At 68.8% G+C, this 14,972-nt stretch carries 14 protein-coding genes and 1 tRNA gene; 9 read left to right on the top strand and 6 right to left on the bottom strand.

The genetic code is table 11. The features are described from left to right. Nucleotides 1-300: 300 nt before the first annotated feature. From ABZ459_RS10040 to ABZ459_RS10020, 5 genes are read left to right on the top strand one after another with little or no spacing between them, the layout of a single operon-like run. Nucleotides 301-1,587, top strand: coding sequence for a branched-chain amino acid ABC transporter permease (locus tag ABZ459_RS10040; protein ID WP_357968219.1), 1,287 nt, complete (start codon nucleotides 301-303; stop codon nucleotides 1,585-1,587). Nucleotides 1,588-1,603: 16 nt separating this feature from the next. Continuing rightward, nucleotides 1,604-2,602, top strand: coding sequence for a branched-chain amino acid ABC transporter permease (locus ABZ459_RS10035; RefSeq protein ID WP_352358296.1), 999 nt, complete (start codon nucleotides 1,604-1,606; stop codon nucleotides 2,600-2,602). Continuing rightward, on the top strand, nucleotides 2,592-3,530 hold the full coding sequence (locus tag ABZ459_RS10030; RefSeq protein ID WP_357968216.1) for an ABC transporter ATP-binding protein: 939 nt from the start codon (nucleotides 2,592-2,594) through the stop codon (nucleotides 3,528-3,530). The genes ABZ459_RS10035 and ABZ459_RS10030 overlap by 11 nt, the downstream gene beginning before the upstream one ends. Then, complete coding sequence (locus ABZ459_RS10025) at nucleotides 3,527-4,324, top strand: ABC transporter ATP-binding protein (RefSeq protein ID WP_352331023.1); 798 nt, start codon at nucleotides 3,527-3,529, stop codon at nucleotides 4,322-4,324. The genes ABZ459_RS10030 and ABZ459_RS10025 overlap by 4 nt, the downstream gene beginning before the upstream one ends. 59 nt (nucleotides 4,325-4,383) lie before the next feature. After that, nucleotides 4,384-4,785, top strand: coding sequence for a hypothetical protein (locus ABZ459_RS10020; RefSeq protein WP_352358300.1), 402 nt, complete (start codon nucleotides 4,384-4,386; stop codon nucleotides 4,783-4,785). Between the two features lie 65 nt (nucleotides 4,786-4,850). On the opposite strand, the gene ABZ459_RS10015 is transcribed toward ABZ459_RS10020, so the two are convergent. Next, nucleotides 4,851-6,146 (bottom strand): ABC transporter substrate-binding protein, encoded by a 1,296-nt coding sequence (locus ABZ459_RS10015; RefSeq protein ID WP_357968212.1) that lies wholly within the window; start codon nucleotides 6,144-6,146, stop codon nucleotides 4,851-4,853. 325 nt (nucleotides 6,147-6,471) lie between these two features. Here ABZ459_RS10015 and ABZ459_RS10010 point away from each other — a divergent pair, with 325 nt between their 5' ends. Continuing rightward, nucleotides 6,472-7,185, top strand: a complete 714-nt coding sequence (locus ABZ459_RS10010; RefSeq protein ID WP_357968210.1) for a hypothetical protein — start codon at nucleotides 6,472-6,474, stop codon at nucleotides 7,183-7,185. A gap of 3 nt (nucleotides 7,186-7,188) precedes the next feature. Here the strand turns inward: ABZ459_RS10010 and ABZ459_RS10005 are convergent, their stop codons facing one another. The 3 genes from ABZ459_RS10005 to ABZ459_RS09995 form a co-directional block, all read right to left on the bottom strand. Then, a complete protein-coding gene (locus ABZ459_RS10005; protein WP_357968209.1) occupies nucleotides 7,189-8,496 on the bottom strand; it encodes an ABC transporter substrate-binding protein in 1,308 nt (435 codons plus the stop codon). A gap of 250 nt (nucleotides 8,497-8,746) precedes the next feature. Further along, nucleotides 8,747-10,039, bottom strand: a complete 1,293-nt coding sequence (locus ABZ459_RS10000; RefSeq protein ID WP_357968207.1) for an ABC transporter substrate-binding protein — start codon at nucleotides 10,037-10,039, stop codon at nucleotides 8,747-8,749. 151 nt (nucleotides 10,040-10,190) lie between these two features. After that, nucleotides 10,191-10,775 carry a response regulator gene (locus tag ABZ459_RS09995; protein ID WP_357968205.1) on the bottom strand — a complete coding sequence of 195 codons (585 nt, stop codon included), beginning with the start codon at nucleotides 10,773-10,775 and terminating at the stop codon, nucleotides 10,191-10,193. Nucleotides 10,776-10,864: 89 nt separating this feature from the next. On the opposite strand from ABZ459_RS09995, the gene ABZ459_RS09990 reads away from it, so the two are divergent. Continuing rightward, nucleotides 10,865-10,937, top strand: a tRNA-Leu gene (locus tag ABZ459_RS09990). A 97-nt stretch (nucleotides 10,938-11,034) separates the two neighbouring features. Here the strand turns inward: ABZ459_RS09990 and ABZ459_RS09985 are convergent. After that, nucleotides 11,035-11,628 carry a TIGR03086 family metal-binding protein gene (locus ABZ459_RS09985; protein WP_357968204.1) on the bottom strand — a complete coding sequence of 198 codons (594 nt, stop codon included), beginning with the start codon at nucleotides 11,626-11,628 and terminating at the stop codon, nucleotides 11,035-11,037. 229 nt (nucleotides 11,629-11,857) lie between these two features. Between ABZ459_RS09985 and ABZ459_RS09980 the strand changes: the two genes are divergently transcribed. Then, nucleotides 11,858-12,280 carry a pyridoxamine 5'-phosphate oxidase family protein gene (locus tag ABZ459_RS09980; RefSeq protein WP_357968201.1) on the top strand — a complete coding sequence of 141 codons (423 nt, stop codon included), beginning with the start codon at nucleotides 11,858-11,860 and terminating at the stop codon, nucleotides 12,278-12,280. Between the two features lie 24 nt (nucleotides 12,281-12,304). Next, the gene (dapD, locus tag ABZ459_RS09975; protein ID WP_352358315.1) at nucleotides 12,305-13,267 is read left to right on the top strand and encodes a 2,3,4,5-tetrahydropyridine-2,6-dicarboxylate N-succinyltransferase; all 963 of its coding nucleotides are present in this window, start codon (nucleotides 12,305-12,307) and stop codon (nucleotides 13,265-13,267) included. A 240-nt stretch (nucleotides 13,268-13,507) separates the two neighbouring features. Here dapD and pyk read toward each other — a convergent pair whose 3' ends face one another. Then, a complete protein-coding gene (pyk, locus tag ABZ459_RS09970) occupies nucleotides 13,508-14,938 on the bottom strand; it encodes a pyruvate kinase (RefSeq protein ID WP_357968198.1) in 1,431 nt (476 codons plus the stop codon). Nucleotides 14,939-14,972: the final 34 nt, after the last annotated feature.

Raw genomic sequence — 14,972 nt, 5'->3', positions numbered from 1 at the left:
TACGGCCGGGGAAGCCCTACATGGCCCCAAAGGCCGCTCCGCGGGCTCGTCCACGTTTTCTCCCCATCGTTACCGTTTCGTTTTCGGCGTGGGCCAGGCGTCTTCCCTCATTTAGCCCCTGACCTGCCGCGTTGTTTGCTCACATGTGTGGCACACGCATGTCACTAATTGGTGACGAACCATACTGAAACGGGCGTCTGCGGAATAAGCTCCCGCCATTGCATCCCAGTTGTGCCTGCGATGCGCGCGTGTCGAGATGGAGGGGTACAACCCCGCCTTGACCTATTTGAGGGAGCACCATTGCGCAGAGCCGTGATCGCGTTCACGGCCTTCCTGGGTGGACTCATCTTCCTGCTGGCCAGTCCCGCGCAGGCGGGGCCGGCCGGATGCCAGGGTTTGAAGGGGACGCTCAAACTCCAAGGCCAGCCAGTGAACGGCGTCAAAATCGCCGTGACCACCGAGGGCGGACAACCCGTCAAGGAGGTCACTACAAACGCACAGGGCACGTGGGAAGTTCCTACCGACAAGGGCAAGTTCAAGGTCACCCTTGACCCGAACTCCCTTCCGAAGAACGCCGAGGTGCGCGGGGGCAGCAACGTCCGCACGCCGACCGTCTTCGAGGGCAACTGCTCGACCGTGCTGTTCGCGTTGCAGGCCAAGGGTGTCGCCGGGCAGCCGCAGGGAGACGAGAGCGGGGAGAGCAGCGTCTGGGACACCGCGGCGCAGCTCGCCTTCGAGGGGCTCAACCTCGGGCTGATCATCGCCCTGGCCGCGCTCGGCCTGTCGCTGATCTACGGCACGACCGGCCTGACCAACTTCGCCCACGGCGAGCTGGTCACGCTCGGCGCCGTGCTGGCGTACATGTTCAACGTGGGCTTCGGCCTCCATCTCATACCCGCCGCGGTGCTCGCCGTGGCGCTGGGCGGCGCGTTCGGGTACGCCCAGGACCGGCTCTTCTGGGGCCAGCTGCGCAGGCGCGGCACCGGCATCGTCGCCATGATGATCGTCTCCATCGGCGTCGCGCTGGTCATGCGCTACGTCATGCTGATCTTCTTCGGCGGCCAGAACGAGGCCTACGCCCAGTACACGGCCCAGCCGGGCGTCGAGTTCGGGCCGATCTCCGCGGCGCCCAAGAACTTCGTGGCGATGGGCATCGAGCTGGCCGTGCTGCTGCTGGTCGGCTTCGCGCTGCTGCGCACCCGTACCGGCAAGGCGGCCAGGGCCGTGTCGGACAACCCCGCGCTCGCGGCCTCGTCCGGCATCAACGTCGACCGGGTCATCCGGATCATCTGGACCCTGGGCGGCGCCATCGCGGCGCTGGCCGGCATCATGCTCGGGCTCTCCCAGAACCTGAAGTACACGATGGGCCAGGACATCCTGCTGCTCATCTTCGCCGGCGTCACGCTCGGCGGGCTCGGCACCGCCTTCGGCGCGCTGGTCGGCTCGCTGGTGGTCGGCCTGTTCATCCAGGTCTCGACCCTGTGGGTGCCGCCGGAGCTCAAGAGCGTCGGCGCGCTGGTCGTGCTCATCATCGTGCTCCTCGTCCGGCCCCAGGGCATCCTGGGCCGCCGCGAGCGAATCGGCTGATCGGGGGAGGATCAGAATGGACTGGATCACGATCATCAGCACGACGCTGAAGTCCGCGGTCGGCGTCGAGACCGTGCTGTACGCGCTCGCCGCGATCGGCATCAACATCCAATTCGGCTACACCGGCCTGCTCAACTTCGGCCAGGCGGCGTTCATGGGCGTGGCCGGGTACGGCCTGGCCGTCACCGTCACCGTGATGGGCCTGCCGTTCTGGGTCGGCATCATCGTCGGCCTGCTCGCCGCGGTGCTCCTGGCGATCCTGCTCGGCATCCCGACCCTCCAGCTGCGCGCCGACTACCTGGCCATCGTGACCATCGCGGCGGCCGAGATCGTCCGGCTGGTGTTCCGCTCGGTGGCGTTCAAGAGCGTCTTCGGCGGCTCGGACGGCCAGCGCGGCTTCTCCGACGGCTTCTACGCGCTCAACCCCTACCCCGAGGGCCAGTACGGCTTCAACCTCGGCTCCGTCCCCCTGTTCTTCAACCACCGGGTGTTGTGGGTGCTGACCGTCGGCTGGGTGCTCATCGCCCTGTGCTGCGGGCTGGTCTACCTGCTGATGAAGAGCCCGTGGGGCCGCGTGCTCAAGGCCATCCGCGAGGACGAGGACGCCGTGCGCAGCCTCGGCAAGAACGTCTTCTCCTACAAGATGCAGTCGCTCATCCTGGGCGGCGTCGTGGGCTGCCTGGGCGGCTTCATCTACGGCCTGGCCTACGCCTCCGTCCAGCCCGACATCTTCGGCACCGAGACCACGTTCTACGCGTACACGATGGTCATCCTCGGCGGCGCCGCCCGCGTGCTCGGCCCCGTCGTGGGCGCGTCGATCTTCTGGGTGCTGCTCGTCCTGATCTACGGCGTGCTGTCCGAGGCCGTCGGCGCCGGGATCATCACCTTCATGGACACGAACCAGGTGGGCGCCGTCCGCTGGATCCTGGTCGGCCTGGGTCTCGTCCTGTTGCTCATCTTCCGGCCACAGGGCATCTTCGGCGACAAGAGGGAGATAGCAATCAATGCACGCTGAAACCACGGCCACCGAGCGCAAGGCCGCGGCGCTGGCCGCCTTCAAGGACCTGGCCCGCGACCCGGGCGTGCCGAAGCCTGACCCGATCCTCACGGTCGACAACGTCGTGCGCCGCTTCGGCGGCCTGACCGCGGTCGAGGTCGGCCACGTCGAGATCCAGCGGGGCTCCATCACCGCGCTGATCGGCCCCAACGGCGCCGGCAAGACGACCTTCTTCAACCAGCTCACCGGCTTCGACACCGCCGACTCCGGCTCGTGGACGTTCAACGGGCGCAGCATGAGCGGGGTGCCGGCCCACAAGGTCGCCCGCGCCGGCATGGTGCGCACCTTCCAGCTCACCAAGGCGCTGTCCCGCCTGACCGTCATGGAGAATATGCGCCTGGGCGCCCAGCGGCAGAAGGGCGAGACGTTCTGGCGGGCGCTCATCCCGTCGATGTGGCGCGGCCAGGAGGACGAGATCACCGTCCGCGCAGAGGAGCTCCTCGAACGCTTCAAGCTCGGCGCCAAGCGGGACGACTTCGCCGGATCGTTGTCCGGCGGCCAGCGCAAGCTGCTGGAGATGGCCCGCGCCCTCATGGTCCAGCCGGAGCTGGTCATGCTGGACGAGCCCATGGCGGGCGTGAACCCGGCCCTGACCCAGTCGCTGCTCGGCCACGTCAAGGACCTGCGTGAGCAGGGCATGACGGTGCTGTTCGTCGAGCACGACATGGACATGGTCCGCGACATCAGCGACTGGGTGATCGTCATGGCGCAGGGCGCCGTGATCGCCGAGGGCCCACCCGACACGATCATGTCGGACGAGCGCGTGATCGACGCCTACCTCGGCGCCCACCACGACGCCCCGCTCTCGGACACCGAACTGGAGTCGCAGCTCCACGAGGCCGAGGCGGCTCTGGAGGCCGAGATCGAAGAGGAGACGCAGAAGTGAGCGACGCCCCCGAGGCCGCCCCCGAGTCGCAGGCGGCCGTCACCGACCGCACCGCGCACCTGGAAGGCGCCGAAGACGCCGTGCTGCGGTGCGACGAGCTGATCGCCGGCTACCTGCCGGGCGTCAACATCCTCAACGGCTCCGACCTCTACGTCAAAGAGGGCGAGCTGATCGGCATCATCGGCCCCAACGGCGCCGGCAAGTCGACGCTGCTGAAGGCCATGTTCGGGCTGGTCAACATCCGCAGCGGCACGGTGCTGCTCAAGGGTGAGAACATCACGAACATGAAGGCGCACTCGCTGGTCTCCCGCGGCGTCGGCTACGTGCCGCAGACCAACAACGTCTTCCCCAGCCTCACCATCGAGGAGAACCTGGAGATGGGCGCCTTCCAGGTGCCCGGCAAGTTCAAGGAGCGCTTCGAGTTCGTCGCCGAGCTGTTCCCGGCGCTCAAGGAGCGGCGCAAGCAGCGCGCCGGCTCCCTGTCCGGCGGTGAGCGGCAGATGGTGGCCATGGCCAGGGCGCTCATGACCGAGCCGTCGGTGCTGCTGCTCGACGAGCCGTCGGCGGGTCTGTCGCCCAAGCTCCAGGACCTGGTCTTCATCCAGGCCCAGCAGATCAACAAGGCGGGCGTGACAGTGATCATGGTGGAGCAGAACGCCCGCCGCTGCCTGCAGATCTGCCACCGCGGCTACGTGCTCGACCAGGGCCGCAACGCCTACACCGGCACCGGCCGGCAGCTCGCCAACGACCCCAAGGTCATCGAGCTGTACCTGGGCACGCTGGCCAAGGCGTAACCGAATCGAACGGAGAAGGGGCTCCCCCGGGGTCCCTTCTCCGTTTTTTAATGAGCGCTGTGAAACGAATGCTGACAGTGGCGCTCGTCCTGCCCGTCCTGCTCGTCGGCTGCCAGGAGGACGCCTCCTCGGCGCAGCGGTACAGCACCGGCGGCGACCCGACCGACAGCCCGTGCGCGCGCGTGGTCTCGGCCATCGGGTACGCCGACCTGATGCTGAGGCCGAAGGGCCAGGAGGAGCAGCAGTACTTCGAGGACGCCGTCATCGGCCGGCTGGCCGAGCTGCGCGGCATCACGCTCCAGTTCGGCGACCGGCTGCCGGCCTCGCTGCACGCCGCCGTCCAGAGCGTCGAGACGGCCACCGCGGGCCTGTCCAGGAACGACGTGCCGCACGCGCGGCAGGTCGCGCTGCTGCGGCAGTACCGGGCCGCCGCCGAGCAGATCGTGGCCGGCTGCGCATGACGGACATGCCGGAAGGGCCCGGTCCGCGCGGACCGGGCCCTTCTCGGGGTGCTGCGGGAGGCTGATCAGCCGGCGATGTTGCCGGTGCGGTACTCCAGCGCCTTGGTGGCGTACTTGTTGTCCTTGCCGTACTGGTAGATGCCGATGGTGGCCACGGCGGGGTCACCGGCGTCGTTGAACTCGACCGGGCCGCTCACGCCGTCGTAGTCGATGTCCTTGCCGGCCTTGAGCAGGTCGACGCAGCTCTTGAAGTCCTTGCACTTCTCGCCGGCCTTGCTGACCTCGGCCAGCTTGGCCGCGATGTCGGTGCCCGCGTCGCTCTTGGCGGCCTCGGCGGCCAGGGCGAGCAGGTTCATCGCGTCGTAGGACTCGGGGGCGTAGCTGTAGTCCTCCAGCTTGGGGTTGATGCCGAGGAGCTTCTTCTGAAACTCCTCCGGAGCGGCCGCGCCCGGGATGGTGCCCTTGACGCCCTCAAGCGTGCCCTTGGGCATCTTGGCGTAGTTCGTGTTGGAGGTGTTGCCGTCGACCATGTACCACTTGTGCTTGTCGGCCGGCAGGCCCTGCTTGACCAGCTCCTGGATGACCTTGGCGGTCTCCTCGAACCCGATCAGCACGATGCCCTTGGGGTTCTTGGCCTTGATCTTCGCCACGTCGGCGGAGAAGTCGGCGGCCTTGGGGTCGTAGTCGACGCGCTCGACGACCTCGCCGCCGCCGTCGGTGACCGTCTTCTGCACCTGGTCGGCCAGGCCGGTGCCGTAGGAGTCCTGCATCGCCAGGATGCCGACGGTGTCGTTGCCGTCGGACACCACCAGGTCGCCGAGCACGCGGCCCTGCAGCTTGTCGGGCGGCGAGGTGCGGAAGTACAGGCCCTTGTCCTCGATCGTGGTGAACTTGTCGGAGGTGTTGGCCGGCGAGAAGTGGATGACGCCCGCGCCCGTGATCTTGTCGATCACCGACTCCGACACCGAGGAGGACGCCGCGCCGATGATGGCGTCGGCCTTCTGGGCCAGGAGCTTGTCCACCGACTGCGAGGCGATGTTGGTGGTGGTGTCGCCCGAGTCGGTGTCGTACTTGGTGACGGGCTTGCCCAGCACGCCCCCGGCCTCGTTGATCTCCTTGATGGCCAGGTCGACGCCGGCGAACTCGGGCGGGCCGAGGAAGGCGAGCGAACCGGTCTGGGGCAGCAGCGTACCGATCGTGAGGGTGCCGTCGCCCTTGGCCGCGGGAGCCGACGAGGATGGCGCGGCCGGCTGCGAGGACTGCGTGGCGGTGTTGCTGCCGCCACCGCCGCAGGCCGTCAGGGCCAAGCTGGTGGCGGCCACGACAGCCAGCGCCCGCCCCACGGGAGCAATGCGGATCATGAAGTGTCTCCTTCATTTCCAGGCCGGGATCGTCAGCACCGCCGAGCGCTCCCGATCGAATGACGGAAACGTACAAAATCGCCGTGTACTCGAACCAGATGGCGGGGTGAACTGTCGGCACTTGGATGCGGAGTCGTAATCAGTCCTCAACTTACGGACCTGCGCTAGCAGGCTTAATGTGCGACGGGTGAAGCGTTTTACGCCTGTCCTTGTCACGGCGGTCCTTCTTGCCGGGTGCGCCTCCTCGCCGCCGCCCCCGCCGCCTTCCTCGGATCCTCCCGCCGGCGTATCGGTCACGCTGGAGCAATGGCGTTCCGACGAGCCCGTGCACGCGCTGGAGGTGGCCGTCCGTAATACCAGCGGCATACCCGTGTATTTCGCCGACGTCCAGCTCGTGACGCCGTCGTTCAAAACGTTGCCGCCGGAAAAGACGGACGCCACGATCAAGCGGACCGAGCGCACCGACCTGCGCATCACCTTCGGCGCGGCCAACTGCCTGCCCACGGGGCTGCCGCAGCTCCAGCCCGCCACCGTCGTGGCCAACATCCGCGCCGGCGCCGAGCAGCCGCGCCGGGTGGTCTTCAAGGTGCCGCACCCCAGCCCGCTGCTGACCCGCCTGCTACGGGACGAATGCTCGGAGTTCCTCATCAAGGAGGCGGCCGGCATCGAGTTCGGGCCCGACTGGAAGCAGGTGGGCAAGGAGATGCGCGGCAACCTGGTGGTCACCCGGCGCGGCGGCGGCAAGGTGACGCTGACCGAGCTCGGCGGCACCACGCACTACATCATCACGCCGGACGCCGGCGGGCGGCCCCTGGCCGTGCTGGAGACCGGGCAGCAGCGGCTGGAGGTGCCGGTGACGCTCACCCCCGGCCGCTGCGACCCGCACGCCTTCGCCGAGGCCAAGAAGGCGTTCCTGTTCCCGGTACGGGCCACCGTGGACGGCGGGCCCGAGCGGGTGGTGATCGTGGTGCCGCCCAAGCCGCTGCAGGACCGGTTGATCCAGTACTCGTTGCGAGTGTGCGGCCTGGGCGGCGGGTGAGGGTCAGCCCTCGATGTTGCCCGTGCGGTACTCCAGGGCCTTGGGCGCGTACTTGTTGTCGTCGCCGTACTGGTAGACGCCGATCGTGGCCACGGCGGGGTCACCGGCGTCGTTGAACTCGATCGGGCCGCTGATGCCGTCGTAGTCGATGTCCTTGCCGGCCTTCAGCAGGTCGGCGCACTCCTTGAAGGTCTTGCACTTCTCGCCGCCCTTGCTGACCTCGGGCAGCTTGGCGGCGATGGACTTGCCGCTGTCGTCCTTGGCCGCCTCGGCCGCCAGGGCGATGAGGATCGAGGCGTCGTAGGACTCGGCGGCGTAGGTGTAGTCCTCCAGCTTGGGGTTGATCTCCAGGAGCTTCTTGCGGAAGTCCTCCGGAGCCTCGGCGCCGGGGATCGTGCCCTTGACACCCTTGAGCGTGCCCTTGGGCATCTTGAGGTAGTTGGTGTTCGACATGTTGCCGTCCACCATGTACCACTTGACCTTGTCGACCGTCAGGCCCTGCTTGACCAGCTCCTGGATGACCTTGGCGCCCTCCTCGAAGCCGATCAGCACGATCGCCTTCGGGTTCTTGGCCTTGATCTTGGCGACGTCCGCGGAGAACTCGGCCGCCTTCGGGTCGTAGTCCACGCGCTCCACGACGCTGGCGCCGGCCGCCTCGGCGGTCTTGGTCACCTGGTCGGCCAGGCCGGAGCCGTAGGAGTCCTGCATGGCCAGGATGCCGATGGTGTCGTTGCCGTCGGCGGCGATCAGGTCGCCGAGCACGCGGCCCTGCAGCTTGTCCGGGGGCGCGGTACGGAAGTACAGGCCCTGGTCACTGATCGTGGTGAACTTGTCAGAGGTGTTGGCGGGCGAGAACTGCACCACGCCGGCACCGGTGACCTTGTCGATGATCGACTCGGACACCGACGAGGAGGCGGCGCCGATGATGGCGTCGGCCTTCTGCGCGATCAGCTTGTCCGCCGACTGCGAGGCCACGTTCGTGGTGGTGTCACCCGAGTCCGTGTGGATCTTGGTGACCGGCTTGCCGAGCACGCCGCCCGCGTCGTTGATCTCCTTGACGGCCTGGTCGACGCCGGCGAACTCGGGCGGGCCGAGGAACGCCAGCGAACCGGTCTGCGGCAGCACGGTGCCGATCGTGAGCGTGCCGTCGCCCTTGGCCGCCTCCGTCTGGGTGGCCGGGGCCGAAGAGGACGGCGCCGCGGACGTGGTCTGCTGCGCGGCCGTGTCGCCACCGCCGCCACAGGCCGTCAGGGCCAGGCTCGCCGCTGCCGCGACGGCCAGGAAGCGCCCTGCTGGAGCAATGCGGATCATAAAAGAGACTCCCCTTATTCCCAGCGGGGAACGATCTCCCTCGCTGCGTTTTCCGAGCTCAGCATGCCTCTTTGACGGGGAGATGTGGGGGATTTCGGGTACTTTTATGCTAATTTGTAATGTCGCAATCACCCTCTGTAATTGCATGTTTCATCAGCGTTACGGTCATGACTCCATATGAACCACCCCAGCCCGAAATTTCGGGACTGGGGTGGTTATGGCGGGTTGTCCGGCTCGGAGCCGCCACTGCCTAGCCGGCGATGTTGCCCTTGCGATATTCGAGCGCCTTGGCCGCGTCGTACTTGTTGTCCTTGTCGTACTGGTAGACGCCGATCGTCGCGACCGACGGGTCACCGGCGTCGTTGAAGTCCACCGGGCCGCTCACGCCGTCGTAGTCGATGTCCTTGCCCGCCTTCAGCAGGTCGGCGCACGCCTTGAAGTCCTGGCACTTCTCGCCGCCCGTGCTGACCTCGATCAGCTTCGGGGCCAGCGCGGTGCCCGAGTCGTCCTTGGCCGCCTCGGCCGCCAGCGCGATCAGGGTCGTCGCGTCGTACGACTCCGCCGCGTAGGTGTAGTTCGTCAGCTTCGGGTTCACCGTCAGCAGCCGCTTCTGGAACGCCTCCGGGGCCGCGGCACCCGGGATCGTGCCCTTGACGCCCTTCAGCGTGCTCTTGGGCATCTTGAGGTAGTTGGAGTTCGACATGTTGCCGTCCACCATGTACCACTTGACCTTGTCGACCGTCAGGCCCTGCTTGACCAGCTCCTGCACGACCTTCGCCGTCTCCTCGAAGCCGATCAGCACGATCGCCTTCGGGTTCTTGGCCTTGATCTTGGCGACGTCCGCGGAGAACTCGGCCGCCTTCGGGTCGTAGTCCACCCGCTCGACCACGGTCGCACCGGCCTCCTCGGCCGTCTTGGTCACCTGGTCGGCCAGGCCGGAGCCGTAGGAGTCCTGCATCGCCAGGATGCCGACCGTGTCGTTGCCGTCGGAGACCACCAGGTCGCCCAGCACGCGGCCCTGCAGCTTGTCCGGCGGCGCCGTACGGAAGTACAGGCCCTGGTCGTTGATCGTGGTGAACTTGTCGGAGGTGTTGGCCGGCGAGAACTGCACCACGCCCGCCCGCGTGATCTTGTCCAGGATCGACTCCGACACCGACGAGGACGCCGCGCCGATGATCGCGTCGGCCTTCTGGCCGAGCAGTTTGTCCACCGACTGCGAGGCGATGTTGGTCGTGGTGTCGCCCGAGTCGGTGTCGATCTTCGCCACCGGCTTGCCGAGCACTCCCCCGGCGTCGTTGATCTCCTTCAGCGCCAGGTCGACCCCGGCGAACTCGGGTGGTCCCAGATACGCGAGATTGCCCGTCTGGGGCAGCACGGTGCCGATCGTCAGCGTGCCGTCCCCCTTGACCGGGGCGGCCGAGGAGGGCTTCACGGACGCGGCTCCGGTCGCGCCCGTCCCGGCGGTCGTGCCGCCGGTCGAACACGCCGCCAGTGCCAGGCTCGCCGCTGTGGCGACGGCCAGCGCGCGGGAAATGCGGATCATCGAAAGCGTCTCCGTTCGAGATGAGCGGACCTTCCGTCCGCCCATCAGCATGCGCCGGGACGCCTGCGCAGAAAGAAGCCGAAGCCGGTTGGATGCCCAGTCGTGACCAGGCCACAACCCGCGGGGCTAAATCACCTGATATAGGCGCTTTTCATGCCCGCTCGGCCGCGTCGTCTATAACGATCTGAGCAACCTCCCGCATGCTCAGCCGCCGGTCCATCGACGCCTTCTGGATCCACCGGAACGCCTGCGGCTCCGTCCAGCCGTGCTGGGCCATCAACTGGCCCTTGGCCCGCTCGACCAGCTTGCGGGTCTCCAGCCGCTCGGAAAGGCTGGACACCTCCGCGCTGAGCGCCACCATCTCCTCGTGCCTGCTGACCGCCATCTCGATCGCCGGCACCAGATCGGCCTTGGTGAACGGCTTGACCAGGTAGGCCATCGCCCCCGCGTCGCGGGCCCGCTCCACCAGGTCACGCTGGGAGAAGGCGGTGAGGATGAGGCACGGCGCGATCCGGTCGGCCACGATGCGCTCGGCCGCCGAGATGCCGTCGAGCACGGGCATCTTCACGTCGAGGATGACGAGGTCGGGCCGCAGGTCGGCGGCGAGCCGGATCGCCTGCTCCCCGTCACCGGCCTCGCCCACGACGACGTAACCGTCCTCCTGGAGCATCTCCTTGAGGTCGAGGCGGATCAGGGCCTCGTCTTCCGCGATCACTACTCGCCGCTGCGTACTCACGAGCAGAAGAGTACAGACGTCCGGTAGATTAGATCCACGCCGGTGCGGCCTCGGGCATTACGCTGCGAGATCACCAACCGGACGAAGTCGCCCCGGTAGACCAACGGCAGAGTCGATGGCCTCAAAATCCATACAGTGTGGGTTCGAATCCCACCCGGGGCACCGGCCTGACCGCCCGGCCCCCTCGTAGGCCGGGCGGTTTTTCTTTTTCCACCCGTGACTGCCGGCTCGACAGGCGGGCCCGAAATCGTTGACCGGGTCAGGGCGTCCAGTAGGGCGAGCGGCCGAGGAGCGCGACCACGCGGTCGAGGGCCGCGGCGGCGGCGCCGGGCTCCACGCCGGGCAGGAACGCCTTCCCTGAACCGCGCGATTCCGGCGTGTCGGGCACCTGCGCGGCCAGCGGGAGAGCGGCCGCGGCGAGGTCGTCGTCGATGCCGGGCGGCACGCCGAGAGCCCTGGCGAAGTCCCAGGCGTGCACGACGCAGTCGATGAAGTGGAAGCCGATCGCCATGGCCGCCGGGAACGGGCCGCCGTCGCGGATCTCGGGCAGGAAGAAGGCCCGGTCGAGCACGCCGTCCGCGGCGAAGGCGGCGATGACGGCCTGCGCGGAGGCCGCGTACTCGGCCACGTGGTCCTCGCCCAGGGGGCGCGGCTGCCAGCTCGCCAGTTCCGACCGCGCGCCCGAGGCCGCCAGGGCGAAGCCGTGGTTCTGCACGATCTGGTGTTCCAGCAGGTCGCGGACGGCCCATCCGGCGCAGGGCGTCGGCCGGTCGAGGTCGGCGGGCTTGATCGTGTTCACCAGGTCGACGGTGGCCCGCACCGACCGCCGGTTGAGCTCGATGATGTCTGCCAAGGCGATGTCCCGTCGTCGTCGAAGAACCCACCGGTCGACCCGTCCGGCCCGAGGGTGGCCAACCTGACGATGATGGCGGCCCCCCGGCGGCGGTGCGAGTGGTTTTCGCCGGTGAGGGCGCCGGCGCGATCAAGGAGCCGGCGCGGCGGCCGGGCGGGATTTCGCGGGCGGTTCGCCGGGAACAGTCCTCTGTGACGAATTGCGACGGACGAGACGGGGGTGGCGGGGGATGCCGTTGAGCGTGACCGAGCGGGAGACGTTCCTGGCCGAGCCGCACATCGCGAGCCTGGCGGTGGAGACGGGCGCGGGGCGGTCGCCGCTGGCCGTGCCCGTCTGGTACGACTACAGCCCCGGCGGCGAGATCAGGTTCCTGACCGACAGCGAGTCGCGCAAGGCGCGGCTGGTGGCGAAGGCGGGCCGGTTCACGATGCTGGTCCAGCGGGTCAGCCCGACCTACCGGTACGTGTCGGTCGAGGGCCCGGTGGTGCGCTCCGACCCCACGACGATCGAGGAGCTGACCCGCATCGCCGCCCGCTACCTGCCGCAGGAGGCGGTGTCGGGCTACGTGCACGGCTCGGACCTGCACGTCCTGGTGACGTTCCGGATGCGGCCCGAGCGGTGGCTGTCGGCGGACCTGGGCTCCTTGGGCTGAGCGGGCGCCCGGTATTTTTGGCTCGTGACTGCAATCGATCCCACCTCGACCGGCGCGTTCGGCGTCGGCCTCGCCACCATCGCCGACGACGGCACCGTTCTCGACACCTGGTTCCCGGCTCCCGAGCTGGGCGAGCCGCCCGCGACGGGCACCGAGCGGATCTCCGCCGAGGAGGCCGGCGAGCTGGCCGCGCTGACCGGCCGCGACGCGGCGCGGGGCGTCGAGGTGGTGGCGGTGCGCACGGGCGTCGCCAAGCTCTCCGAGCCGCCGGTCGACGCGCACGACGTCTACCTGCGGCTCCACCTGCTCTCCCACCGGCTCGTCCGGCCGCACGGCGTGAACCTGGACGGCCAGTTCGGCCTGCTGGCGAACGTGGTGTGGACCAACTTCGGGCCGTGCCCGGTGCCCGGCTTCGAGCGCACCCGGCTGCGCCTGCGGGCCAGGGGCGTGGTGACGGTGTACGGGGTGGACAAGTTCCCGCGGATGGTCGACTACGTGCTCCCGGAGGGCGTGCGGATCGCCGACGCCGACCGGGTGCGGCTGGGCGCCCACCTGGCGTCGGGCACGGTCGTCATGCACGAGGGCTTCGTGAACTTCAACGCCGGCACGGTGGGCACCTCGATGGTCGAGGGGCGCATCTCGGCGGGCGTGGTGGTCGGCGACGGCTCCGACGTCGGCGGCGGCGCCTCGATCATGGGCACGCTGTCGGGCGGCGGCAAGCAGGTCATCTCGATCGGCGAGCGCTGCCTGCTGGGCGCCAACGCGGGCATCGGCATCTCGCTGGGCGACGACTGCGTGGTGGAGGCGGGCCTCTACGTGACCGCGGGCACGCGGGTGACGCTGCCCGACGGCACGGTGGTCAAGGCGGCGGAGCTGTCGGGCTCGAACGGGATCCTGCTGCGCCGCAACTCGCAGTCGGGCGCGGTGGAGGCCATCCCCCGCACGGGCTCCGGCATCACCCTGAACGCCGCCCTGCACGCCCACTGACCGTCAAGGCCCTCTCCGCCGGCCGGCTGCCACGGAGGGGGCCCACAGGGCGCTCCGTCACGGCGGCGCGCCGGTGAAGGGTCAGCGGGCGTTTCCTGGAGGGCCCCCGGCCGGAGTGCGGCGGGTGGCCGGCCGGGCGAAGCCGTAAGGAAGAAAAGTCCGCACGGGGCAACCGGCGCAGGCTCGCCCGCCTGGGCGAGCCTGCGCGGAGCGTGGGCGGGTCGGGCGGCGGCGTGCGCGTCAGTTCGCGTGGGAGACCGCGGAGCCGATGGTGTGCACCCGCAGCGCGTTGGTGCTGCCCGGCGTGCCGGGAGGCGAGCCGGCCACGATGACCACCTTGTCGCCCTTCTCCAGCCGCCCGAGCGACAGCAGCGACGCCTCCACCTGCCGCACCATGTCGTCGGTGTGGTGCACGAACGGCACGTGGAACGTCTCCACCCCCCACGTCAGCGACAGCTGCCCGCGCACGTGCGGGGCCGAGGTGAAGGCCAGCAGCGGGATCGGCGAGCGGTAGCGGGCCAGGCGGCGGGCGGTCTCGCCCGACATGGTGAACGCGATCAGCGCCTTGGCGCCGACGATCGCCCCTACCTCGGCCGCGGCCCTGGCGATGGCCCCGCCGGTGGTCTCCGGCAGGCGCTCCAGGCTGTGGGTGGCGTGCAGGGACGACTTCTCGGCGGCGCAGGCGATGCGGTCCATCGTCGCGACCGACTCGATCGGGTAGCTGCCGACCGACGTCTCGCCCGACAGCATGACGGCGTCGGCGCCGTCCATGACGGCGTAGGCGACGTCGCTGGCCTCGGCGCGGGTGGGGCGCGGGGCGCTCATCATGGAGTCGAGCATCTGGGTGGCGACGATGACCGGGCGGGCCTTCTCGCGGCACAGCCCGATGATGCGCCGCTGCACGATCGGCACCTGCTCCAGCGGCAGCTCCACGCCGAGGTCGCCGCGGGCGACCATGATGCCGTCGAAGGCCTCGACGATCTCCGGCAGGCGGTCGACGGCCTGCGGCTTCTCGATCTTGGCGAGCAGCGGCAGGCGGACGGCCTCCTGCTCCATGATGTTGCGCACGACGTCGGCGTCGGAGGGACGGCGGACGAAGGACAGCGCGATCATGTCGAAGCCGGTGCGCAGCGCCCAGCGCAGGTCGGCCTCGTCCTTGTCGGTGAGCGCGGGGGCGCTGACGTTGACGCCCGGCAGGTTGAGGCCCTTGTTGTTGGAGATCATGCCGCCGATGACGACGCGGGTGGTGACGCGGTCGCCGTCGACACGGGTGGCCTCCAGGACCAGGCGGCCGTCGTCGACCAGGATCTTGTCACCGGGACGCACGTCGCCGGGCAGGCCCTTGTAGGTGGTCGAGACCTGCTCGCGGTCTCCTGGCACGTCTTCGGTGGTGATGGTGAAGACGTCGCCGAAGCCGAGGCGCACCGGCCCTTCCTCGAAGGTGCCGACCCGGATCTTGGGGCCCTGCAGGTCGGCGAGCACGCCTACGCCGCGGCCGAGGTCGGCCGCCACCTCCCGGACCCGGTCGTAGACCTCTCTGTGCATGTCATGGTTGCCATGGCTGAGGTTGAACCGTGCCACGTCCATGCCCGCGGAGATCAGCTCGTGGAGGCGTTCTTTGGACGAAGTGGCTGGGCCTAGGGTGCAGACGATTTTCGCGCGACGAGTCACGAGTCCTACCTTAATTGGTACAGACCACTTGGCA

It is taken from the genome of Nonomuraea sp. NPDC005692, assembly GCF_040631115.1.
Taxonomy (GTDB): domain Bacteria; phylum Actinomycetota; class Actinomycetes; order Streptosporangiales; family Streptosporangiaceae; genus Nonomuraea.
The sequence above is the reverse complement of the archived record's forward strand: the minus strand, read 5'-3'. Positions and strand labels throughout refer to the sequence as shown.